21 protein-coding genes are annotated in these 23517 nt (G+C 69.5%); 18 read left to right on the forward strand and 3 right to left on the reverse strand.

All coding sequences use genetic code 11. The features are described 5' to 3' along the window. The first annotated feature begins 37 nt into the window (after positions 1 to 37). From BJY22_RS08370 to BJY22_RS08415, 10 genes are all read left to right on the forward strand, one after another. Positions 38 to 1498 carry an FGGY-family carbohydrate kinase gene (locus BJY22_RS08370; protein ID WP_167205010.1) on the forward strand — a complete coding sequence of 487 codons (1461 nt, stop codon included), beginning with the start codon at positions 38 to 40 and terminating at the stop codon, positions 1496 to 1498. Then, on the forward strand, positions 1495 to 2514 hold the full coding sequence (locus tag BJY22_RS08375; RefSeq protein WP_167205012.1) for a 2-hydroxyacid dehydrogenase: 1020 nt from the start codon (positions 1495 to 1497) through the stop codon (positions 2512 to 2514). The genes BJY22_RS08370 and BJY22_RS08375 overlap by 4 nt, the downstream gene beginning before the upstream one ends. A gap of 159 nt (positions 2515 to 2673) precedes the next feature. Then, positions 2674 to 3012, forward strand: a complete 339-nt coding sequence (locus BJY22_RS08380; RefSeq protein WP_202891033.1) for a hypothetical protein — start codon at positions 2674 to 2676, stop codon at positions 3010 to 3012. A 74-nt stretch (positions 3013 to 3086) separates the two neighbouring features. Then, complete coding sequence (locus tag BJY22_RS08385; RefSeq protein WP_167205014.1) at positions 3087 to 3887, forward strand: inositol monophosphatase family protein; 801 nt, start codon at positions 3087 to 3089, stop codon at positions 3885 to 3887. Beyond that, positions 3884 to 4834 carry a carbohydrate ABC transporter permease gene (locus tag BJY22_RS08390; RefSeq protein WP_337758378.1) on the forward strand — a complete coding sequence of 317 codons (951 nt, stop codon included), beginning with the start codon at positions 3884 to 3886 and terminating at the stop codon, positions 4832 to 4834. The genes BJY22_RS08385 and BJY22_RS08390 overlap by 4 nt, the downstream gene beginning before the upstream one ends. Then, positions 4831 to 5643, forward strand: coding sequence for a carbohydrate ABC transporter permease (locus tag BJY22_RS08395; RefSeq protein ID WP_167205016.1), 813 nt, complete (start codon positions 4831 to 4833; stop codon positions 5641 to 5643). The genes BJY22_RS08390 and BJY22_RS08395 overlap by 4 nt, the downstream gene beginning before the upstream one ends. Positions 5644 to 5645: 2 nt before the next feature. Continuing rightward, positions 5646 to 6962 carry an ABC transporter substrate-binding protein gene (locus BJY22_RS41480; protein WP_167205018.1) on the forward strand — a complete coding sequence of 439 codons (1317 nt, stop codon included), beginning with the start codon at positions 5646 to 5648 and terminating at the stop codon, positions 6960 to 6962. After that, entirely contained in the window at positions 6959 to 7627 is a 669-nt protein-coding gene (locus tag BJY22_RS41485; RefSeq protein ID WP_167205020.1) for a glycerophosphodiester phosphodiesterase family protein, read from the forward strand. Before BJY22_RS41480 ends, BJY22_RS41485 begins: the two co-directional genes overlap by 4 nt. A gap of 299 nt (positions 7628 to 7926) precedes the next feature. After that, positions 7927 to 9123 carry a Gfo/Idh/MocA family protein gene (locus BJY22_RS08410; RefSeq protein ID WP_167205022.1) on the forward strand — a complete coding sequence of 399 codons (1197 nt, stop codon included), beginning with the start codon at positions 7927 to 7929 and terminating at the stop codon, positions 9121 to 9123. Positions 9124 to 9237: 114 nt separating this feature from the next. Further along, the gene (locus tag BJY22_RS08415; RefSeq protein WP_167205024.1) at positions 9238 to 9582 is read left to right on the forward strand and encodes a VOC family protein; all 345 of its coding nucleotides are present in this window, start codon (positions 9238 to 9240) and stop codon (positions 9580 to 9582) included. On the opposite strand, the gene BJY22_RS08420 is transcribed toward BJY22_RS08415, so the two are convergent. Genes BJY22_RS08420 through BJY22_RS08430 form a run of 3 tightly spaced genes read right to left on the reverse strand, consistent with a single transcriptional unit; the run spans position 9583 to position 11347 of the window. Continuing rightward, positions 9583 to 10212: a DAPG hydrolase family protein gene (locus tag BJY22_RS08420; protein ID WP_167205025.1), complete on the reverse strand. Its 630-nt coding sequence runs from the start codon at positions 10210 to 10212 to the stop codon at positions 9583 to 9585. A gap of 38 nt (positions 10213 to 10250) precedes the next feature. Beyond that, positions 10251 to 10661 (reverse strand): ParB N-terminal domain-containing protein, encoded by a 411-nt coding sequence (locus BJY22_RS08425; protein WP_167205027.1) that lies wholly within the window; start codon positions 10659 to 10661, stop codon positions 10251 to 10253. Continuing rightward, on the reverse strand, positions 10658 to 11347 hold the full coding sequence (locus tag BJY22_RS08430) for a GntR family transcriptional regulator (protein WP_167205029.1): 690 nt from the start codon (positions 11345 to 11347) through the stop codon (positions 10658 to 10660). Before BJY22_RS08430 ends, BJY22_RS08425 begins: the two co-directional genes overlap by 4 nt. A gap of 121 nt (positions 11348 to 11468) precedes the next feature. On the opposite strand from BJY22_RS08430, the gene BJY22_RS08435 reads away from it, so the two are divergent. The 8 genes from BJY22_RS08435 (at position 11469) to BJY22_RS08470 (ending at position 23181) form a co-directional block, all read left to right on the forward strand. Further along, the gene (locus tag BJY22_RS08435) at positions 11469 to 14195 is read left to right on the forward strand and encodes a UxaA family hydrolase (RefSeq protein WP_238350318.1); all 2727 of its coding nucleotides are present in this window, start codon (positions 11469 to 11471) and stop codon (positions 14193 to 14195) included. A gap of 80 nt (positions 14196 to 14275) precedes the next feature. After that, positions 14276 to 15100 carry a fumarylacetoacetate hydrolase family protein gene (locus BJY22_RS08440; protein WP_337758380.1) on the forward strand — a complete coding sequence of 275 codons (825 nt, stop codon included), beginning with the start codon at positions 14276 to 14278 and terminating at the stop codon, positions 15098 to 15100. Next, the gene (locus tag BJY22_RS08445; protein WP_167205035.1) at positions 15097 to 16548 is read left to right on the forward strand and encodes an aldehyde dehydrogenase (NADP(+)); all 1452 of its coding nucleotides are present in this window, start codon (positions 15097 to 15099) and stop codon (positions 16546 to 16548) included. Before BJY22_RS08440 ends, BJY22_RS08445 begins: the two co-directional genes overlap by 4 nt. Beyond that, entirely contained in the window at positions 16545 to 18365 is a 1821-nt protein-coding gene (locus tag BJY22_RS08450) for an IlvD/Edd family dehydratase (RefSeq protein WP_167205037.1), read from the forward strand. The genes BJY22_RS08445 and BJY22_RS08450 overlap by 4 nt, the downstream gene beginning before the upstream one ends. A 74-nt stretch (positions 18366 to 18439) precedes the next feature. Further along, positions 18440 to 19684, forward strand: coding sequence for a nickel pincer cofactor-dependent isomerase, group 22 (locus tag BJY22_RS08455; RefSeq protein ID WP_337758382.1), 1245 nt, complete (start codon positions 18440 to 18442; stop codon positions 19682 to 19684). Further along, positions 19681 to 20547, forward strand: a complete 867-nt coding sequence (locus BJY22_RS08460; RefSeq protein ID WP_167205041.1) for a hypothetical protein — start codon at positions 19681 to 19683, stop codon at positions 20545 to 20547. Before BJY22_RS08455 ends, BJY22_RS08460 begins: the two co-directional genes overlap by 4 nt. Further along, positions 20537 to 21910 carry an FAD-binding oxidoreductase gene (locus tag BJY22_RS08465; RefSeq protein ID WP_167205043.1) on the forward strand — a complete coding sequence of 458 codons (1374 nt, stop codon included), beginning with the start codon at positions 20537 to 20539 and terminating at the stop codon, positions 21908 to 21910. Before BJY22_RS08460 ends, BJY22_RS08465 begins: the two co-directional genes overlap by 11 nt. Then, positions 21907 to 23181: an alpha-L-fucosidase gene (locus BJY22_RS08470; protein ID WP_167205045.1), complete on the forward strand. Its 1275-nt coding sequence runs from the start codon at positions 21907 to 21909 to the stop codon at positions 23179 to 23181. The genes BJY22_RS08465 and BJY22_RS08470 overlap by 4 nt, the downstream gene beginning before the upstream one ends. Positions 23182 to 23517: the final 336 nt, after the last annotated feature.

The following is a 23517-nucleotide window of genomic DNA, read 5'->3' on the forward strand; positions in this document are numbered from 1 at the left end:
GCTCCACCTCAGGTGGAGCGTTAGGAGAGGGCAGTGCATGGACATCGGCGTTGACGTAGGCACCACCGTCACCAAGGCCGTCGCGTTCGACGCCGCCGGGCGCCCGCTGGCCGAGGCTTCCCGGCCGACCAGGTTGTTGCATCGCAGTCCTGGGCGCTTCGAGCACGAGACGTCGGAAGTAGTTGCTTCGGTCAACGAGGTCGTCGGTGAGCTGGCCGGCACCGTGGGAACGCGGCCCGATGTCCTCGCGATCACCGCCCAGGGCGACGGCCTCTGGCTGGTCGATCCGGACGGTACGCCGGTACGCCCGGCGATCTCGTGGCTGGATGCGCGCAGCAGCCCGATCCTCGAGCGGTGGACGGCGGACGGGGTTGCGGAACACGTGTTCCGACGTTCCGGAAACCGGATGTTTCCGGGGGCGTCCGGTCCGCTGCTGGCTGCAGTACTCGCGGAGGAACCCGACGTGGTCGAGCGGGCGGGTACGGCGGCGTACTGCAAGGACGTGGTGATGCAGGCGTTGACCGGCGTACGGGCGACCGATGTGTCCGACGCATCGGCACCGTTCCTTGATCCCAGGACTGGTGAGTACGACGAAGAGGCGTTGGCAGCGACCGCGCTGTCCGGTGTGAGTCATCTGCTGGCGCCTGTTGCCCCGCACGGGCCTGTGGGTGAACTGCGGGACGACTCGACCGGCCTGGTGGCCGGCACCCGCGTGTCCGCGGGACCGTATGACCTTCCGGCCGCGGCGGCAGGCGCCGGAGTGACTGAGCCCGGCGACGCCCTGCTGACGGTCGGCACGACGTTGGCCTGCCAGGTCGTCACCCGTGATTTGCCCGTCGACGGTGAACCGGCCGGCCTGTTCCTCGGCACCTGGACGCCCGGTGTCTGGCTCCGCGCGATGCCCGCCATGGTCGGCACGGCGGCCCTCGACCGCGTCCTCGCCCTTGTCGGCGTCGGCACCGACCAACTGCCGACACTGCTCGCGGACAGCCCACCCGGTGCGTCCGGCGTGACGGTGCTGCCCTACCTGTCCGAGGCCGGCGAACGGGCTCCCTTCGTCGATACCCGCGCCCGCGGAACGATCGACGGCATCTCGCTGTCGACGACGACAGCTGACCTCGTCCGTGCGACCTGCGAAGGCATCGCCTACGCCGCCCGGCACTGCCTGGAGGCGGCGGGCTGGACCGGCCGCGTCACGGTGTGCGGCGGCGGTGCCCGGAGCAACGAGTGGACCCAGATCCTCGCCGACGTCCTGAACGCGCCCCTGCACACCGCCGAGGCCGAGCAGGTCGCCGCGCGGGGTGCGGTGATCTGCGCCCGCCGAGCTGTCGATCCGGACAGCGCCGGAATTGGGTGGATCGCGGAGACCCGCCAGGTCGATCCCGACCCGGCTCGCGCCACGTTCTACGCCGAGGGCTACGCCCACTACCTGCGCCGGATCGAGTCAGCCCGTCCGCGCTGGTCCGACCCAGCACCTACCTTCTCTGGAGTCCGATGAGAACCGTCAAGACGCTGCTCGCAGGCGACCACTTCGTGCGCAACGAACTGCTCGCCTCGGCACTGTCCACCGTCCCGGACGTCGCGTTCGAGTTTCGTGAGGTCACGCTGCCCTGGCCGTTGACGCCGTACGGCCGGGTCGCCGAGGTCGACGAGGCGAGCGACGCGGAGGACCAGCTGATCGAAGCGCTGGCGGGGGTCGAGCTCGCGGTCACCCAGATGGGCCCGTTCACCGAACGGGTCCTGGATGCCGCGCCGGACCTGCGCTACCTGGTCGTGTGCCGCGGCGGACCGGTGAACGTGAACGTCGCCGCGGCGGCCCGACGGGGGATCGCCGTGGCGTCGACACCCGGGCGTAACGCGGTCGCGGCCGCCGAGCACGCGATCGCGCTGATGATGGGTGCCCTGCGCAACCTTCCGCGGCTGCAACGGACGCTGGAGCAGGGCGAGTGGCGCTCCGATCTCTACGCGTACGACGAGTGCGGCGTCGAGGTCGACGGGTCGACGGTGGGGCTGATCGGGTACGGCGCGATCGGCCAGCGGGTCGCCCGGGTACTGCTGGCCTTCGGCGCGCAGGTCGTGGTCGCCGATCCGTACGTCGACGAGGCCCCGGACGGCATCGAACTGGTGGAACTCGACGAGTTGCTGCGACGGTCGGACGTGGTGAGCCTGCATGCCCGGCTGACCGAGCAGACCCGCGGCATGATCGGTGCCGCACAGCTGGCGATGATGCCGCGCGGCGCCGTACTGGTGAACACCGCTCGTGGCGGGTTACTCGACTACGAAGCAACCGTGGACGCCTTGGAGTCGGGGCAGCTGGGAGCGGCGGCGTTCGACGTCTTCCCGGCCGAACCGCTGCCGGCGGATTCGCGGCTGCTCACGGCCCCGAACATCGTGATGACGCCCCACCTGGCCGGCGCCACCCGCCAGACCGCACACCGAGCCGGCACGATCGCCGCCGAGGCGGTCGCTGCCTTCCTCACCGGAAAGGACCCGGCGGGACTGGTTTCGGCGTAGCCACATCCATGAAGCTTGCGACTTCCACCACCTGGACCGAGCTGCTGCTGTTGCTGATCGCGTTCGTGCTGTCGATGGTGATCGGCATCGAACGCCAGGTGCGGCAGAAGAGCGCGGGGATGCGGACGCGCCGCGATCGGGATGGCCTGCGGCGCCGGCATGCCGCTGCTCGCGGCCGCCGCGACCGTGCTGCACCTCGTTGCCGTCGGCCCCTTCGCCCAGCTCGGGCGGCTGCTGCCGTCGCCCGACCGGCGCCGGATCGTCACGGTGCGGTACGACGACGGTGCCGGCGTACTGCGGGCCATCCTCTCGACCGCGACGTCGATGGGGTTCGAGGCGTCGGTGCTCGGGACCGAGGAGCACCGCGACGGAGCGCGGCCGCAGGTGCGGGCCTCGATGCGCTTCTCCGGCCGGGCGCCGCTGCAGGACCTGGTGCTCGCCCTGGACGATCTCGACGGCGTCACCGGCGTCCGGCTGCGCAACGACGACGATGACTAAATCGTTGTGATCTTCGTGAGAAAATCACACTAATTCTCTATACGTAACCATGATTCGGTGATAATTTCACCGGCATGCCCGCTGCCCCGAAGCTTGTTGACCTCCGCGAACTGGCCGTTCGGCTGGCGTTCGCGGCGGGTGCCGAGTTGCTGGCCCGTCAGCGGAGTCTGTCGATCGACGCGGCCGGTGTCGAGACCAAATCCTCGGCGAGTGACCCGGTCAGCGACGCCGACCGTGCCTCGGAGAAGCTGATCGCCGACGGGCTCACCGCCGCCCGTCCCGGCGACGGCCTGCTCGGCGAGGAAGGCGCTTCGCGCGCTTCGACCACCGGCCTGACCTGGGTGATCGATCCGCTCGACGGCACGGTCAACTACCTGTACGGCCGCCTCGACTGGTGCGTCTCGATCGCCGTCGAGGACGAGCAGGGTGCGCTCGCCGGAGCGGTCCATCAACCGCGCACCGGTACGACGTGGTCCGCCGTACGCGATGCCGGTGCCCACCGCGACGACCAGCGGCTCGGCCCGCCAAGGAGGACCGAGTTGCCGTCGGCCCTGGTGTCGACAGGCTTCTCGTATCTGCCGGAGCGCCGGGCGGAGCAGGCGGAGGTCCTGCGACAGGTACTGCCGGCCGTCCGCGACATCCGTCGTGGTGGTTCGGCCGCCCTCGACCTGTGCTCGGTCGCCGACGGTACGGCGGACGCGTACTACGAGCACGTCATCCAGCCGTGGGACGTCGCCGCCGGCGCCCTGATCGCCCGCGAATCCGGCGCCACCGTCGTCCGCGGCCCCGGAACGGCTTTCCCGCAAGGCATCCTGGCGTCCGCCCCCGCAGTGGCCGCCCCGCTTCAGGAGTTACTCACAAGGAGGTCGGTGTGACGATCGTGGACCTGCCGGCCCGGGCCCATCCGGACGAGCAACAAATTGCTGCCAGCAACGACCAGCTGAAACGCCGCCGGCGGCGTGAGTACGGGCTGTTCGCGCTGCTGGTTGCGCCGAACCTGCTGGTGATCGCGGTCTTCGCGTACTGGCCGATCATCTACAACGCCTTCCTCAGCCTGACCGACTGGAACATGATCGCCGCCCGTCCGACGTTCGTGGGCCTGGCCAACTACGGCCGGACGCTGACCGACCCCGGGTTCCACAAGACGCTGTGGATCACGGTCGTGTTCACCGGGCTGATCGTGATCGGCAGCCTGGTGATCGGGCTGGCGCTGGCCTTCCTGTTCAACCTGCCGCTGAAGGGCCGCGGTGCGGTGCGGACGATCGCGTTCGCGCCGCACATCCTGTCCGGCGCGGCGGTCGCGACCATCTGGGCGTTCATCTTCGACCCCGGGTACGGCCTGATGCGGGCGCTGATCGAACCGTTCGGCGCCGAACCACCGGACTGGATGAACAACTCCGACTGGGCGCTGCCCGGCCTGGTCATCGTCTACCTGTGGAAGAACGTCGGGTTCGCCGCGCTGATCTACCTGGCCGGCCTGCAGGGCCTGCCGAAGGAGCTCGACGAGGCGGCTGCGATCGACGGCGCGTCGACCTGGACGCGGTTCCGGTCGATCAAGCTGCCGTTGCTCGCCCCGATCACCTTCTTCCTGCTGATCACCACGGTGATCGGCACGTTCCAGGCGTTCGACGTGATCGCGGTGATGACCGGTGGTGGCCCTGGTGACGCCACCACCACGCTGAGCTGGTCGATCTACAACGAAGGTTTCCAGGCGTTCAACGCGGGCCGCGCGGCGACGCTGTCGATCATCATGTTCGTCATCTTGCTGCTGGTCACGACCGTGCAGGCCCGGGTGATGGAGAGGCGGGTGCACTACCGATGAAGGCACGCGCGATCCAGTACGTCGTACTGATCGGTGTGGCGGCCGTGTTCCTCGGACCGCTGTACTGGTTGCTGTCCACGGCGTTCAAGCAGCCGGCGCAGATCTACCAGTGGCCGCCGGCCTGGTGGCCGGACCTCACCTGGGAGAACTTCAGCCTGGCGTGGAAGGCCGCGCCGTTCGACCGGTTCTTCCTGAACTCCACGATCATCACGGTGGCGGGTACGGCGCTGAAGGTGATCAACGCGGTACTGACGGCGTACGCCTTCGCCTACCTGCGCTTTCCGTTCAAGAAGATCCTGTTCTTCGCGGTGCTCGGCGCGATGATGGTGCCCGGTCACGTGACCCTGCTGCCGAACTACCTGACGGTGGCGACGCTCGGCTGGATCAACACGTACGCCGGCCTGATCATCCCGGGGATCGGGTCCGCGTTCGCGACCTTCCTGATGCGGCAGCACTTCCTGACGCTGCCGACGGAGGTGACCGACGCGGCCGCGGTCGACGGCGCCGGGCACCTGCGCACCCTGTGGCGCGTCGTCCTGCCGATGTCGCGGCCGATGCTGATCACCGTCGTGGTGATCACCGCGGTCGAGGAGTGGAACAACTTCGTCTGGCCGCTGATCGTCACCAACACGGCGTCGATGCGGACGCTGCCGGTCGGGCTGCTGATCCTGAAGGACGAGGAGGGACTCGCGGCCTGGGGCACGATCATGGCCGGCACGCTGCTGGTGCTCGCGCCGATGCTGCTGATCTTCCTGATCGCCCAGCGCTACATCGTCGGTGGGATCACGGCCGGAGCTCTGAAGGGATGAGCATGCAACGTCGTACTTTCCTCGGAGTCACCGCGGCGCTGGGGCTCGCGGGCTGTGGCTACCGCTCCGTCGACGCGATCTACTCACAGCCGGCCGGTGCCGTGCCGAAGCAGTACGCGAACCGCACGCGGGTCGTTTTCTGGTCGCCGTACGGCGGTGTGAACGGCAAGGCGGTGGACAAGCTCGTTGCCAAGTTCAACGATTCGCAGAGCGACGTGTACGTCGAGGTGCAGTTCCAGGGCAGCTACGACGACGTGGCGCAGAAGATCGCGGCCGCACTGGTCGCGAAGCAGGCGCCGGATCTCGCCGTACTGTCCGACGTCACCTGGGAACGGTTCTTCCTGAACGAGGCGCTGGAGCCACTGAACGGCTACTTCACCGACGGCTTCGGGCCCGGTGTCTTCCAGGAGAAGCTGTTCGGCGAGTACGTCGTGAAAGGCCAGAGCTGGGCGGTGCCGTTCGCCCGCAGTACGCCGATCATGTACTACAACCGCGACGCGTTCGCGAAGGCGGGACTGCCGGACCGGGTGCCGCGGACCTGGAGCGAGCTGCGGTCGTGGGTGCCCGAGCTGGCCAAGGTGCAGTCGGGCGGCCGGTCGCTGCGGACGATCGCGTTCGCGAAGATCGACGGCGACTGGCAGTTCCAGGGGAACGTGTGGCAGTTCGGCGGCGCGTACTCCAAGGGGCTCGACGTCACGATCGACGAGGCCGGTGCGGTCGCGGCGGGTGAGTGGCAGCGGTCCATGGTGCACGACCTCGGAGCTGCCTACATGGCGAGCAGCCCGAGTACCGACTTCGCGAACGGGCTGGTCGGCGTCATCCAGGAGTCGACCGGTGGCATGAAGACCATCACCAGCAAGGCGAAGTTCAAGGTCGGGGCCGGGTTCATCCCGTCGGAGGTCGCGGCCGGGATCGCCACCGGCGGCGGCGGGATCGGCATGCTGCGGAACATCTCGACCGAGCGGAAACAGGCCGCGGCGACGTTCCTGCAGTTCCTCGCCCGGCCGGAGAACTCGGCCTGGTGGACGACGCAGACCGGCTATCTTCCCGTGGTGAACAAGGCCCGCGAGGACCCCGAGCTGAAGAAGCTGATCGCCGAGCAGCCGAACTACGGCGTCGCGATCGCGCAGCTGGAGAACGCGCGGCAGCAGGACGCGATCCGCCTGTACGGGCGGAACGCCAACGTCCAGATCTACACCGGGCTGCAGCAGATCTACGCCGACAACGCGCAGCCGAAGAAGGTGTTCGCCTCGGTCGCGCGCCGCCTCGAGGCGATCGGCGACGAGGTCCAACGGCTCTACGAGGAGAAGGTGCTGTGATCATCACCGGCCACCGGGGTTCACTCGGGACGGAACCGGAGAACACGCTGCGATCGTTCCGCCGCGCGGTCGCGGACGGGTGCGACGAGATCGAGCTCGACCTGCGGGTGAGTGCGGACGGGGAGCTCGTGATCATGCACGACGCGACCGTCGACCGCACCACCTCCGGGTCGGGCGAGGTCGCGTGCCTGACACTCGACGAGCTGCGTGCCCTCGACGCCGGACTCGGGGAGCGGATCCCGACCTGGTCCGAGGCGGTCGCGGCGGTCGACGTCCGGCTCCAGGCGGAGGTGAAGGCCGAGGCCGCCGTACCGCTGCTGGCGCAGTCCCTGAAGGCCGACCGGGCGCTGGCCGAGCGGACCCTGGTCACGTCGTTTCACGCCGAGATCCTGCTCGCGGTCCGCGAAGCGTTCCCGGACGTGACGACAGGCCACATCTTCGGCCGTACGCCGGAGATCCCCGAGGTCATCACCCGCACCCGCGCGGCCGGCGCCTCCTGGGCGCTGTGCGGCATCGCCGGCCTGACCCCCGCCGGCGTCGCCGAACTCCACGCCGCCGCCCTGAACGTCACCGCCTGGCCCGTCCCCGACGCCGCGACCCTCGCCAAGGCAGCCGCCCTCAACGTCAACGGCATCACCACCGACAACCCCCACCTCCTGCACTAACCCACCCCGCCCCACCCCGCCCCACCCCGCCCCGCCCCACCCCGCCCCGACCCCGCCCCGACCCCGCCCCGACCCCGCCCCGCCCGGCCCCGACCCCGCCCCGCCCCGCCCCGACCCCGCCCCGCCCGGCCCCGGCCGGCCGGGGGGACTTTGTGCACCGGATCCGCGTGCCGCGGGGCTCCGCGTGCGGATCTCGTGCACAAAGACGGGGCCGAGGGTGACCGTGTGGGTTGAGTCACACGAATCAACGTGCGAATTTGTTCTTCCATGAAACATAAATGTGTGATTGGGTCTCTGGTATGGGAATCAGCATCGGTGTGGTCGGGGCGGGGCAGTTCGCTCCGTCGTTCCTTCGGTTGTGGTCCGCGCATCCCGACGTGTCGGAGGTGCGGCTGACCGACGTCATCCCCGAGCGGGCCGCCGAGATGGCCGCCAAGCAGGGCATCACGGTGACACCCGCGTCGTTCGAGGAGATGCTCGAGTCGGACGTGGACGCGGTCGCGATCTTCACGCAGCGCTGGCTGCACGGCGAGATGGCGATCAAGGCGCTCGAGGCCGGGAAGCACGTGTACTCCACGGTCCCGATGGCGATCGAGGCGGATCAGATCGCCCGCATCATCGAGCTGGTGAAGGAGACCGGGCTCACCTACATGATGGGTGAGACGAGCTTCTACTACCCGTCCTCGGTGTACTGCCGGCAGAAGCTCGCCGAGGGCGCGTTCGGCCGGGTGTTCTACAGCGAGGGCGACTACGTCCACGACATGGACCTCGGGTTCTACGCGGCGTACCAGTACTCCGGCGGTGAGGACTGGAAGAAGACGGCGTCGTTCCCGCCGCTGCTCTACCCGACGCATGCCGTCGGCAACGTCCTCTCGGTGACCGGTCAGCACGCCACCCACGTGTCGGCGATCGGCGTCAAGGACGACCGCGGCGACGGCGTGTTCGACAAGGAGATCAGCCAGTTCGACAACGACTTCTCGAACGCGACCGCGCTGTTCAAGCTCGCCGACGGCAGCGTGATGCGGACCAACGAGATGCGCCGCGTCGGCTACCCGTCGCACATCCGCGAGTCGCGGCTGCGGGTGTTCGGTACCGAGGGCAGCTTCGAGCAGCTCGCGACGACGACGCTGTGGCAGAACAAGGAAGGCGTCGAGGACGTCAGCCAGCTGATGGAGACCAAGCCGAGCGGGGACCTCGACGACGCCGACCTGGCGAACGTCGACCCCGCGCTGCGGGACGCGTTCCGGTCCGGTCTCTCCCCGGTGCACGACCGCTCGCGCCTGCCGAAGGAGTTCGACGGGCTGCACAACGGGCACGAGGGCTCGCACCACTTCCTCGCCGACGACTTCGTCCGCGCGGTCGCCGACAAGACCCTGCCGCCGATCAACGCGTGGGTCTCGGCCCGCTACACCCTGCCCGGCATCTTCGCGCACCAGTCCGCTCTCCAGGGCGGCGTCCAGCTGGAGATCCCGGACCACGGCGACGCGCCTGCGTGACCTGACGACAGGAGGTATCCACTCGGCCGGCGATCCGCCAGGCGTAATGCTGCGGAGAACCCGCCGGGCGAGTGGACTACCTCCTGTCCTTGGGCACCGCCGATAAGATCCGGTATGGCCCTGGACCTCTTCGCCGGTATCTCCGTCAGCAACTACGACACGGCCGTCGCCTGGTACGAGAAGCTGCTGGGCGCGCCGCCGAGCTTCCTCCCCAACGACGTCGAAGCGGTATGGGAGGTCGGCGAGCACCAGTTCCTCTACATCGAGGTCGTCCCGGAGCACGCCGGGCATGCGCAGCACACGTTGTTCGTCGAGGACTTCGAGGGAGTACTGCGGGCGATCGCCGACCGCGGGCTCGAACCGGCGGTGCGGGAGACGTACGAGAACGGCGTACGGCACGTGACCTTCTACGACCCGGACGGCAACGAGATCTCGTACGGCGGCGCGCCCCTGGAGTAATCAGGGTTCGCGGGGCGCGCGGTAGCGGTACAGGTCGGGGAGGAAGTTCTCGAGGTTGCCGATCTCCTCGATGTGGTGCCGGATCCACGCGGCGAGCTTGGGGTGCGGGAAGGCACGGTTGTGCGCGGTCCGGTTGAGGAAGAGGCGGGCCAGCGCAGTGGTGTCGCCGATCGTCAGGTGGGTCGTGTAGCGGCAGCCGGAGCGGGTGCGGGTGAACTCGTTCTCGAGCCGGACCAGGGAGCTGCCGAGCACGCGTTTGGTGATGACGGCCGACTGGCTGTCGACGGTTTCGACGACGACCTCCAGGTCGAGCAGCATCGACGGATCACGCCCGAGCGCTTCGGTGATGTGCAGTCGGGTCCCCGGCCCGATCGGACCTGGCGTGGTCGCCTCGTACGAGATGTGGTCGAGCGGGTGCCACACCAGGTACCGCGGCCAGGACGAACCGGCGTACCGCATGTCGCCCGGGATGTGGGTGTACCACCAGGCGAGCATCTCCGGTGTGACCTGCTCGAGTGGAGCGTGGCTGATCGTGACGACGGTCCGGCCGTCGTCGGACGAGTTGGAGACCGTTGCGGATTCCACTGGACGCAACGGCCACAGGACGGGGCGCGGCGCGGGCAGGTCCATCCCGCACGCGTGCCCTCCGTCGCGGATGTCAAACGGGGTCAGTCCCGTACGGCGATCCGATCCAGCTCGTCCCACGCCAGCACTCGGACCGCGAGCACTGCCCGGCCCTCGAGCTCGGCCCGCAGCAGGCGATGTACTCCGTCGAGGATCGTGATCCGCCCGTCGGGTCGCCGTACGACGTCCACCGGGTGACGGAGGTCCGCGGCGAGAGTCCTTTCGTACTGCTCGCGGTACGTCACGGGATCCGCCGCGACCTGGTGCGGCGTCAGCTGGAACGGCTGCCCGTCGTACGCCCAGAACGGCAGGTCGAGGTGGTGCGCCAACTGTGCGAGCGGCAGCTCGGTCGTGGGCAGATCCAGTGTGTGCAGCAGGTCGAGGTCCCAGTGGAAGTCGAGGATGTACGCGCGCAGCTCCGCGGGTACTGCGAGCGGGAACGGGCGCCGGGTCATTCGTAGACGCGGCGCAGCCGGACGGTCATCGAGTTCTCGATGTGGCGGGTCATCGCGGCCTCGGCGGCCCGGGGGTCGCCGGAGGTGATGGCCTCGACCAGTGTGCGGTGTTCGGTGAGGACCTCGGGTCCGATGTCGCGGTTGTAGTGCAGACGGAAGATGTGCAGGTGGCAGTGGGTTCGCTCGAACGCCAGCCGGACCTGTTCGCTCCCGGACAGTGACGCGATCAGCGAATGGAACCGGTTGTCGTGCACGGTGAGCGACTTGTAGCCGGCGTAGTCGATCGACGTCGGCTCGACCGCGTTCGCCAGCTCCGCCGACAGTCGCTCCGCGCCCTCGGCCGTGATCAGCTCGGCCGCCCGCCGTGCGGCCCACGGCTCGAGCAGCAACCGGAACCGGTACAGATCGTCGAACTCCTCCAGCGTCAGCAACGGCGTCGCGCGGTACCCCTTCAGCGGCTCCTTGACCGCCAGGCCCTCCGACTCCAGCCGCGCGAGCGCCTCCCGCACCGGTGTCGACGACACCTGGAACTCCCGGGCCAGCCCGTCGATCGAGATCCGCGCGCCGGGCCGGATGACGTGGTCCATCAGCATCGTCTTGATGGCCTCGTACACGTCGTCGGCCAGCATCTGCCGGCGCAGCAGCCGCCGGTCCACCGGCGCCATCGGCTCCGTAGCCTCCGCCATCAGCTGTCTCCGGATTCTGGTCGCGGTCTTGACCCCACCGGTCAGGTTTCGGCAGGGTAACACTGGTAATCATGCATCATGCATGATTTTGGCTCGAGCTAGCTATGGGAAGGCACGAACGATGGTGAGGTTCGAACAGATCGGCGTTCTGCCCGAGCCCGGGGACAACGTCGCGATCGCCTCCCGGCGGCTGGACGCCGGCACCGAGGTCGAGCTCGGCGCCGAGTTGGGCGGTACGACGATCACGCTGCCGCACACCGTGCTGGAAGGGCACCGCTTCGTCGTCGCGAACGTCTCCGCCGGTGCGGCGCTGACCTCGTGGAACACCGCATTCGCCCGGGCCTCCCGCGACCTGGTCCCCGGCGACTACGTGTGTACGCCGACCAGTCTCGCCGCCGTCACCGCCCGTGGCGTCGACGGCCTGCCGGACGAGCCGTCCGCGACCAACGAGCCGCTCGACCCGTACGAGCTGGACGAGTCCGCGCTGAACTTCGGCGCCCAGGTCACCAGCGTCGAGCAGCCCGGCACGTTCCTCGGCTACCCGCGCGAGCAGGGCCCGGCCGGGACCCGGAACCACGTCGTACTGCTGGCGACCAGCTCCCGCAGCAGCGGATTCGTCACCGAGCTCGCGCGGCGCTTCGACGGCGCGGCGGCGGGCGACGGTGTCGTACCGGTGGCGCACACCGAGGGCGGCGAGGACGAAGTACCGAACAACCTGCGCCTCCTGCTCGCCACGCTGGCGGGCTTCACGCTGAACCCGAACGTCGGCGCGGTCCTGATCGTCGACACCGAGGGCGACGTGGTCAACGGCGACGCGATCAAGAACTTCATGGCCGAGCACGACTACCCGTCGATCAAGGTGCCGTACGCGTACTTCACCCGGACGGGCGGCTTCGAGCACGACCTCACCACCGCCGGCGCGCTGATCGAGCCGTGGCTGCCGGTCGTGGACGCGCAGCAGCGCGAAGAGGTCCCGCTGGCGGATCTCAGGATCGCCCTGCAATGCGGTGGCTCGGACGCGTTCTCGGGCATCTCGGCGAACCCGCTGGCCGGCCAGGTCGGCGCCGAGGTCATCCGGCACGGCGGTACGGCGGTCCTCGCGGAAACCGACGAACTGATCGGCGCGGAACCGTACGTGCTGAAGAACGTCCGCGACCTCGCGACCGCGAAACGCTTCCTGGCCACCATCAGGTCGTTCAAGGAACGCGTCGGCTGGCACGGCCACACCGCCGAGGGCAACCCGTCCGGCGGCAACGTCTACCGCGGCCTCTACAACATCGTGCTGAAGTCGATCGGCGCCGCCCGCAAGCTGCCGCGCGAGGTCCGCCTGGACCACGTCATCGACTACGGCGAACCGCTGCCCGGCAACGGCTGCGTCTTCATGGACAGCCCCGGGAACGACCTCGAGTCCGTGGCCGGTGAGGTCGCCAGCGGCTGCAACCTGATCTTCTTCACCACCGGCAACGGCTCGATCACCAACTTCCCGTTCGTCCCGACGCTGAAGTTCGTCACGACCAGCGCCCGGTACCAGCAGCTGCAGGCCGAGATGGACGTCGACGCCGGTAAGTACCTGACCGGTACGTCGATGGCGGACCTGACCGCGGAGACGTTCGACCTCGTCGTCCGGGTCGCATCCGGCGAGAAGAGCGCGGGGGAGCGGGCCGCGCACAGCCAGGTGTCGATCTGGCGGAACTGGAAGCAGACCGGACCGCGCGAGGGCATCTCGATCACCACCGACGGCCGCATGAGTCGCCAGCTCACCGAGCTGCCGGCCGAAGACCGCGACGCTCCGCTCGACGGCCTGCCGCTCCGGGGCCTGACCTCCGACGGACGCACGGTCGCCGAACTGCTGAAGGTCGACGACCGCTTGGTCCCCGAGGCCGTCGGACTGATCCTGCCGACCAGCCTGTGCTCCGGCCAGATCGCCCTGCGTATCGCAGCCCAGGCAGAGCTCGAGAAATGGGCCGCCGACGCGGTCACCCGGATGGTCGCCCTCCCGCACACCGAGGGGTGCGGCAGCAGCGGCGGCGCGTCCGAGGAGACCTTCGCGCGGATCATGCTCGGCTACCTGCTGCACCCGAACACCCGGATGGCCCTGCTCCTGGAGCACGGCTGCGAGAAGACCCACAACGACTACTTCCGCTCGCGGCTCGTCGAGGCCGGCAAGGACCCGGCCCGCTTCGGCTGGGCCAGCATCCAGGCAGACGGCGGTCTCGAGGCCGTCGGCAACAAGGTGAAGGACTGGTTCAACGGCTTCCAGCTCCCGGCGCCCGCCGAGCAGCGTGGTGATCTCGGGGCGCTGACCGTCGGGCTGGAGGCGCGCGGCCCGTTCTCGGACGAGACCGCGGAGGCGTTCGCGCTGATCGGCCGCGAGATCGTCGGCTCCGGGGGCTCCGTCGTCCTGTCGTCGCGCAGCGCACTGCTCACTCACGACGCCTTCCGTACCGCGGCGTTCGGATCGGCGGACCCGGTCGGTCCGACGATCGCGCACGGCCAGCGGTTCGCGGAGCCGGGGTGGCACGTGATGCGGATGCCGGGGACGGACTGGATGGAGACCGCGACCGGCTTCGGCGCGACCGGCGTCCAGCAGATCCTCGCGCACGTCGCCGGCGGTACCTTGTCGGCGCAGCGGTTCGTCCCGGTCGTCGAGTTCAGCAACGACCCGGAGACCGTGGCGAAGTACGGCGACGACCTGGACGCGGTGGCCACCGGTGACGCGGCCGAGCAGGCCCGGATCGGCCTGGACACGATCGCCGCGGTCGCCGGTCGCCGGCTCGTCCCCAAGGCGGTTGCCTCCGGCAATGTTGGTTTCCAGATCACCCGTGGTCTGCTCGGTACGTCGATGTGAAAGGCCTGTCCATGCACTTGGTCCGTTATCTTTCCCCGGTCGATGGTCGTCCGGTTCCTGGTGTTCGCACCGGGGACACCGTGGCGCCGCTGCAGGGAGTGAACAGCTTCGCCGAACTGCTCCGGCTGCCGCTCGAGGAGCTGCAGGCGGAGGTGGAGAAGGTCGGCGAGGCGCTTCCGGCCGAGGGGCTGACGTTCCTCCCGCCGCTGGACGGCCGCGGTGAGGTGTGGTGCGCCGGCGTGACGTACGAGCGGTCACGCGGTGCGCGGATGGAGGAGAGCACCGAGCAGTCGGTGTACGACAAGATCTACACCGCCGAGCGGCCCGAGCTGTTCCAGAAGGCCCCGGCCTGGCGGGTGGTCGTCGACGGCGAGCCGGTCGGTATCCGGTCCGACTCCGGTCACGACGTACCGGAGCCGGAGCTGGCCGTCGTCGCCAACAGCCACGGCGAGATCGTCGGCTTCACGGTCTGCAACGACATGAGTTCGCGATCGATCGAAGGCGTCAACCCGCTGTACGTGCCGCAGGCGAAGCTGTTCGCGGGCGGTTGCGCGCTGGCGTCCGGGGTCCGCCCGGTCTGGGAGGTGGCGAACCCGAAGAACCTCGCGATCAAGCTGGTGATCCACCGCGGCGGCGACGAGGTCTTCAGCGGTACGACGTCCACCGAGAAGCTGGTCCGCGAGCTGCCGGACCTCATCGACGTACTGTTCCTGCCGAACGACTTCCCGGACGGCGTGATCCTGGCGACCGGGACCGGGATCGTTCCGGAGCTGGACTTCGCGCTGGCCGAGGGTGACGTCGTCACGATCACCATCGACGAGGTCGGCACGCTGACCAACACTGTCGCCACCGGCCGGGAGCCGTTCGCGTTCCTGGCCACCGACAACCTGGAAGGAAAGCGATGACCCAGGACACCACCCCCGCCGGGCTCGAGCAGGCGCTCGCCGCGGCCTCCGCGGCAGCACCCGCGTTCGGTGCGTCCGAGCCGTCGGTCCGGGCCGGCTGGATCCGCGCCGTCGCGGATGCGCTGGACGCCGCGGCGAGCGAGCTGGTGCCGATCGCGATGCGCGAGTCGTCACTGCCCGAAGCGCGGCTGACCGGCGAGGTCGCCCGCAGTACCGGGCAGCTGCGGATGTTCGCCGACGTACTCGAGGAAGGGTCGCTGCTCGACGTCGTCATCGACACCGCCGACGCGCAGGCCAAGCCGGTACCGCGCCCCGATCTGCGCCGCGTGCTGGTGCCGCTCGGGCCCGTGCTGGTGTTCGCCGCCAGCAACTTCCCGTTCGCGTTCAGTGTCTGCGGCGGTGACACGGCGTCCGCGCTCGCGGCCGGTTGCCCGGTGATCGTCAAGGCGCACCCGGGGCACCCGGAGCTGTCCGCGCGGACCGCCGAGGTGATGATCGAGGCGCTCAGGGCGGCCGGCGCGCCGGACGGCACGTTCGGCCTGATCGCGGGGTTCGACGTCGGTGTCACGGCCCTGAAGGACCCGCGGATCACCGCGGCCGGCTTCACCGGTTCGGTCCCGGCCGGGAGGGCGCTGCACGAGATCGCGGTGACCCGTCCGGAGCCGATCCCGTTCTACGGCGAGCTCGGCAGCCTCAACCCGGTGTTCGTCACGCGGGCCGCGGTCGATGCCCGCGGCAAGGACATCGCCACGGGGTACGTCGGCTCGTTCACGCTCGGCGTCGGCCAGTTCTGCACCAAGCCCGGCCTGCTGTTCCTCCCGGCGGGGCACGGCCTGCAGGAGGACCTGGCCGCCGCCGTCGGCGGAGTCGCCGAGGCGCAGATGCTGAACGACCGGATCCGCGACGGCTTCGTCTCCGGACTCGACCGGTTGCAGAAGGTCGAGGGCGTCCGGGTCTGGTCCTCCGGGGCGGCGACGCTGCTCCAGACGACGGTCCGCGAACTGCTCGCGCGCCGCGAGGAGATCCTCGAGGAGTGCTTCGGCCCGGTCTCGATCGTCGTCGAGTACGACGGGGTCGACGAGCTGAAGACCGCGCTCGACGCCTTCGACGGCAACCTGACCGCGACGCTGCACGCGGAGGACTCGGACGCCGAGCTGGCCCGCGACCTCCTGCCGCTGCTCACCGCCCGCGCCGGCCGCGTGCTGTGGAACGGCTGGCCGACGGGCGTGGCGGTGTCGTGGGCCCAGCACCACGGCGGCCCGTTCCCGTCGACGGTCGGGTCGATCCACACCAGCGTCGGCGTGACGGCGGCGCGGCGGTTCCAGCGTCCGGTCGCGTACCAGGACGCTCCCGACGCGGTGCTGCCCGACGTACTGAAGGACGCGAACCCGGCCGGCATCAGCCGCCGCGTGAACGGAACCGTGACCACAGCTGAGGTGACGCGATGACTGATCTGCCCCCGACCAACGATCCCGCCGAGGGCAACGTCCTGGCCGGCGAATCGGAACAGGCGACGACCGGCCGGCGCAGTTTCGACCACTGGTTCGGCGAGCACGGCCGCAACGGATTCATCCACCGGTCGTGGATGAAGTCGCAGGGGTTCTCCGAGGAGGCGTTCGACGGGCGCCCGGTGATCGGGATCTGCAACACCTGGTCCGAGCTCACCCCGTGCAACGCGCACCTGCGCCGGCTGGCCGAGTCGGTCAAGCGCGGCGTCTGGCAGGCGGGCGGGTTCCCGCTGGAGTTCCCGGTGATGTCGCTCGGCGAGACGCTGCTGCGGCCGACCGCGATGCTGTTCCGCAACCTGCTCAGCATGGACGTCGAGGAGTCGCTGCGCGGCAACCCGCTCGACGGCGTCGTGCTGCTGACCGGCTGCGACAAGACCACGCCCGGCTCGATCATGGGCGCGGCCAGCGTCGACCTGCCGACGATCGTCGTCACCGGCGGTCCCATGTTGAACGGCAAATTCCGCGGCTGCGACATCGGCTCCGGTACTGCGGTCTGGCGGTTCACGCAGGACCTGAACGCCGGCCGGATGTCGGCCGAGGACTTCGCGGCCGCCGAGGCCGGGCAGTCCCGCAGCAACGGGCACTGCATGACGATGGGCACTGCGTCCACGATGGCCTGTATGGCCGAGTCACTCGGTCTGCAGCTGACCGGCGGAGCGGCAATCCCGGCCGTCGACTCGCGCCGGTACGTGATCGCGCAGAAGTCGGGTCAGCGGATCGTCGAGATGGTGAAGGACGACCTGAAGATCAGCGACGTCCTCACCCGGGACGCCTTCGCGAACGCGGTCCGCGCGAACGCGGCGATCGGCGGCTCCACGAACTTCGTCATCCACCTGCTGGCGATCGCCGGCCGGGTCGGCGTCGAGCTGACCCTGGACGACATCGACGAGTGGGCCCGCGGTGTGCCGTGGCTGGTCGACCTGCAGCCGTCGGGGAAGTACCTGATGGAGGACTTCTACTACGCCGGCGGCCTGCCCGCGGTGATGAAGGAGATCCTCCCGCTGCTCAAGACCGAGGCGATCACAGTCACCGGCAAGACGATCGGCGAGAACGTCGCGAACGCCGAGCGGATCGAGGCGACGTACCCCGGTGGCGCTCCCGGCAGCGAGACGTACGCCGTGATCCGGCCCGTCGGCGACCCGCTGGGCAGTGGCGCGGGGACCGCCGTACTGAAGGGGAATCTCGCGCCGGACGGTGCGGTCATCAAGCAGTCGGCGGCGTCCGAGCGGCTGTCGCGGCACCGGGGCAAGGCGCTGGTGTTCAGCAGCATCGAGGAGTACGACAAGGCAGTCGACGACCCGGACCTGGACGTCGACGAGGACACCGTGCTCGTGCTGCAGAACGCCGGGCCGCGTGGGTACCCGGGCATGCCCGAGGTCGGCAACATGACCATCCCTCGCAAGCTGGCCGAGATCGGCGTCGACGACATGGTGCGGATCTCGGACGCGCGGATGAGCGGTACGGCGTACGGCACGGTCGTGCTGCACGTCACGCCGGAGGCTGCCGTCGGCGGGCCGTTGGCGCTGGTGCGGACCGGGGACTGGATCGAGCTCGACGTACCGGCGCGGCGGCTGCACCTCGACGTACCGGACGAGGAGCTGGAGAAGCGGCGCGCGGACTGGCAGCCGCCGGCACCGCCGTCGGACCGCGGCTGGGCCCGTCTGTACGTCGATCACGTCACCCAGGCGAACCAGGGCTGCGACCTCGACTTCCTGATCGGCCGCACCGGCTCCGCCGTCGCCCGCCAGAGCCACTGATGAGCGAAGCGACGGGTTCCTGGGGGCCGTTCGACGCCATCCGTGGTCTGCGACCCACCGGGACCCTCCCACAGGTGACTCCGATCCGGCGGATCCTCTCCGATCTGCCGGTGTCGGCCGACGCGTACGCCGACGCGCGCGCGGCGCTCGAACCGCTGCGGGACCGGATCCTTCCGGACGCCCGGATCGCGGTGACCGCCGGGAGCCGCGGGATCCACGATCTCGTGCCGGTGGTGAAGGCGGCCGTGGACTGGTTGCGGGACGCCGGCGCGGCGCCGTTCGTGATCCCGGCGATGGGGTCGCACGGCGGCGCGACCGCCGAAGGCCAACGGGAGATGCTGGCCGGCCTCGGCATCACGCCGGAGTCCGTCGGATGCCCGATCGAGGCCACCATGGAGACCGTCGTCGTCGGTTCGCTGTCCGACGGCACCGAGGTCCACCACGACGCGATCGCCGCCAAGGCCGACGGCGTGCTGCTCGTGAACCGGGTCAAGCCGCACACCGACTTCCACGGACCGATCGAGAGCGGTATCGCCAAGATCCTCGCGATCGGCCTCGGCAACCACCTGGGCGCCGCCTCGCTGCACGCCGGCGGCATCCCGTCGCTCGGCGCCAACATCGAGGCAGCCGCGCAGATGGTGGTTGCGCACGGCAAGATCCTCGGCGGCCTCGCGATCCTGGAGAACGCGCTCGAACAGACTGCGTCGGTCGAGCTGCTGGAGGCTGACGGTATCGCCGGTGCGGCCGAGAACGCCTTGCTGCAAAGGGCTTCCAGCCTGCTCGGCCGGTTGCCGTTCGACGAGCTCGACGTGCTGGTCGTCGACGAGCTGGGCAAGGACAAGTCCGGTGCCGGCATGGACACGAACGTCATCGGCCGCTACTGGGTGCACGGCATCCCGGAGCCGGAGTCGCCGACGATCGCGGCGATCAGCGTGCACTCGCTGTCGCCGGCGTCGCACGGTAACGCGTCCGGCCTCGGTCTGGCGGACGTGATCCCGGCCCGCCTGCTGGAGCAGATCGACCTGCGGGCGAGCTACGTGAACGCGTTGACCTCGGGCGCCGGCGGTGCGCGCCGTTCGCGGTTGCCAATGGTGACGGAGGACGACGAGGCGGCCGTACTCGCGGCCGTGACGATGTGCGGACGACGGCACTGGTCCGAGCTGCGACTGGCCCGGATCAAGGACACGCTGTCCCCGAACGAGTTGATGGTGACACCGGCCCTGCTGACCGAGGCGGCCGAACGATTCGACCTGGAGATCACCGGTACGGCGCGCGACCTGACGTCGGCCGGGCGACTCGGACCCTGGAGCGAGCGATGAACCTTCGCGAAGCCCGTGCGCTGCTCGCCGACCGCGGATTCCGGCCGGGGGAGACGTCGGCCAAGACGTTCCCGGACGGCGCGCCGTACAAGGTGGAGATCCCTTCCTGCGAAGGGCCGCGGGTGATGACCGCGGTCCTGGAGGAGGCCAAGGAGCGCGGCGTCACGATCGACCGCGTGTCGCAGGGCAGCGGCGTGATGATGCTGACCGACGCCGAGATCGAGGAGATGGTCTCGCTCGGTACGTCCGCCGGGATCGAGGTCTGCCTGTTCCTCGGCCCGCGGGGTGCGTGGGACATCGGCGGTCAGGCCAAGGTGTCGGCCGCGGTCGGCGGTGTCGCGCGCGGCAACGAGCAGGTGGCGGCGTCGTTGTGTGACGCGTTCCGCGCGGTAGAGCTCGGCGTACGGAGCCTGCTGGTCGGAGACATCGGCGTACTGGAACTGCTCGGTGCGTTGAAGATCGACGGCTCGCTGCCGTCCGACTTGGTGCTCAAGACGTCCGTGCTGATGCCGTTGCCGAACGCACCGACCGCCCAGTTGTACGAGCGGCTCGGCGCGACGAGCCTGAACGTGTCGACGGACCTCCCGGTGCCGGTACTGGCCGAGATCCGGTCGGTGACGTCGGTGCCGATCGACATGTACATCGAGGTCCCCGACGACCAGGGCGGCCACGTCCGCTTCTACGACGTACCGGAGATCGTCCGGGTCGCGGCGCCGGTGTACCTGAAGATGGGCCTGCGGAACGCCCCGAACATCTACCCGGTCGGTGCCCATCTCTCGGGTACTGCGGAAGCGCTCGGACGGGAGCGCGTGCGCCGGGCGGAGCTGATCCTGCGACTGCTCGCGGAGCAAGATGAGCGATGAACTCGTAACGCGGCTCCGGTCGGCGCTCGGTGACGGTGCGGTCGTCGACGATCCCGACGTACTGGACGGTCATCGCAACGATCACGCGACGTTCTGCACAGGCGGGACGGCGCGGGCGCTGGTGCGGCCCTCGAGTACGGCCGAGGTGCAGGAGGTCCTGCGGGCCGCGACCGCGCTCCGGGTGCCGGTCGTCACGCAGGGCGCCCGGACCGGGTTGTCGGGGGCCGCGAACGCAGTCGACGGATGTTTGCTGCTGTCGACGTCGCGTTTGAACCGGATTGTGGAGATCTCCGCCGAGGACCAGGTCGCCGTCGTACAGCCTGGCGTCGTGAATGCGGACCTGTCGCGGGCCGTCCTCGAGCAGGGGTTGTTCTATCCGCCGGATCCGTCGTCGTGGGAGCAGTCGACGATCGGCGGGAACATCGCGACGAACGCCGGCGGGTTGTGTTGCGTGAAGTACGGCGTGACGTCGGACTTCGTCCGCGGTCTGGAGGTCGTATTGGCGTCGGGTGAGGTCGTGCGCACCGGACGGCGGGCGGCGAAGGGCGTCGCCGGGTACGACCTGACCCGTTTGATGGTCGGGTCCGAGGGAACGCTCGGAGTCGTGACCGAGGCGACCCTCGCGCTGCGTCCGGAGCCCGAGGCGGCGCTGACGGCCGCCGCCACCTTCCTGACGATCGAGGACGGGATCGCCGCCGCGGCCGCTGTGATGGCATCCGGTCTCCGCCCGTCCCTACTCGAATTCCTCGACCAGCCAACCCTGCGGGCGATCCAGGGCTACCGGGACATGGGCCTGCCGGAAAACGTTGGCTCGATGCTCCTCGCACAGTCCGACCGCGGCGCACGGGCCGCCGAGGACGTCGCGCGGATCGCGGCGATCTGCGCGGAACACGGTGCCGTCGACGTCGCGGAGGCCTCGGACGCGGAGGAGTCCCGGATGCTGCTCGAGGCGCGCCGACTCGTCAACCCGGCGCTGGAGCCGCTCGGTATCACCTTGATCGACGACGTTTCCGTCCCGCGGTCGCAGCTGGTCACGCTGCTGCGCGGCATCGCGGAGATCGGCGCGAAGTACGACGTCCTGATTTGTTGCCCCGGGCACGTCGGTGACGGCAACATGCATCCGACCGTGGTGTTCGATCGCGACGACGAGGCAGCCGAGGCGCGGGCGCTGGAGGCGTTCGGGGCGGTCATGGAGCTCGGGCTGCGGCTCGGCGGCACGATCACCGGTGAGCACGGGATCGGCACGTTGAAGGCGCAGTGGCTGGAGACCGAGCTCGGTCCGGTCGGGCTAGAGCTGCACCGGCGGATCAAGGCCGCGTTCGACCCGTTGAACCTCCTCAACCCGGGCAAGGTGCTGCTGTGATCGATCCTTCCGCTGTCCGTCCGTCGCCCCGGCAGTTGGCCTGGCAGCGGCAGGAGCTGATCGCGTTCGTGCACTTCGGGCCGAACACGTTTTCCGACCTGGAGTGGGGGACCGGGCTGGAGGACCCGGCGGTGTTCGAGCCGACCGCCCTGGACTGCTCGCAGTGGGTTTCCACGCTGGCGTCGGCGGGATTCAAGAGCGTGATCCTGACGGCGAAACACCACGACGGGTTCTGCCTGTGGCCGAGCAAGTACCTTTCGCACACGGTTTCCGCGGCGTACCGGCGTGATGTGGTGGCGGAGTTGTCGGCCGCTTGCCAGGCGGGCGGACTCGGGTTCGGCGTGTACCTGTCGCCGGCGGACCTGCATCAGGAGAAGGCGCCCGGTGGGTACTACGGGAACGGGAGCCCGGCCGTCGAGTCGCAGATCGGTGAGTTCACGTATGTCGTGGACGACTACAACCGGTTCTACCTGCAGCAACTGCACGAGCTGCTGACGTCGTACGGGCCGATCGCCGAGGTCTGGCTGGACGGGGCGAATCCGACGAGCAGCACGCAGAGCTATGCCTACGACGCGTGGTTCGATCTGATCCGGCGATTGGCGCCGGAGGCAACGATCGCGGTCGGTGGGCCGGACGTGCGGTGGGTCGGGAACGAGGACGGGTTCGCGCGGGAGACCGAGTGGAGCGTCGTACCCTTCCTGAACGGATCGATGGTCGCTCCGCAGGAGGCTGTCGACGTTGCCGGGCCCGGGTTGATGGCGAAGGCGGACGAACTGCGGTGGTACCCGGCGGAGGTCGACGTGTCGATCCGGCCCGGGTGGTTCTATCACGCGTCCGAGGACGCTGCGGTGAAGTCGGTGCCTGAGCTCCTGGACATCTATCGCAAGTCGGTCGGGCGGAACGCCGTACTGCTGCTGAACATCCCGCCGGACCGGCGCGGGTTGTTCGCCGAGCCGGACGTCGAGGCGCTCGCCGCGTTCGGGGCGGCGGTGCGAGAGTACTACGCGACGGATCTGGTGCTCCCGGCAACGATCAACGTGCTCGACCTCCGCGAGAACATCGAGTCCGGGCAGCAGGTCGAGTCCTTCGCGGTCGACGCGCTGGTCGAAGGTTCCTGGCGCGAGATCGCGCACGGCACCACCGTCGGCCACCGGCGCCTGCTGCCGCTGAGCGAGCCGCTGTCCGTCGACGACGTACGGGTCCGAGTCCTCTCCACCCGGGGCGAGGCCGCGGTGGAGCTGTCGGTCCACTACGACCCGACGATCGCCTGAGTCCCCCTGCCCGGAGTCGAACCAGGAACCGAGCCTTCGGAGGGCCCGGTGTGATTCCGTCACCAGGGGGCTTCGGTACGCCGCCGGTTTGCGAACGGCGGCGTACCTCTTACTCCTGCACTGAGACCACGCGGACCCAGTCGGAGCAGTCGGCTTCGCACCACACGTGATCCCCACGGTGTGCGATCCGATCGCGCTGCACATGCCCGCAGGCGAGCAGCACGCGTCGCATCGAGTGCCCTTGCTGGACCGGAGCACCGGTCCTGCCACCAGGCACTCGCTTCCTGTTCCTGAGGTCGGCCACGGCCGGTCCTCCTCTCTTGTCATATCGGGTAC

Source organism: Kribbella shirazensis, from assembly GCF_011761605.1.
GTDB lineage: Bacteria > Actinomycetota > Actinomycetes > Propionibacteriales > Kribbellaceae > Kribbella > Kribbella shirazensis.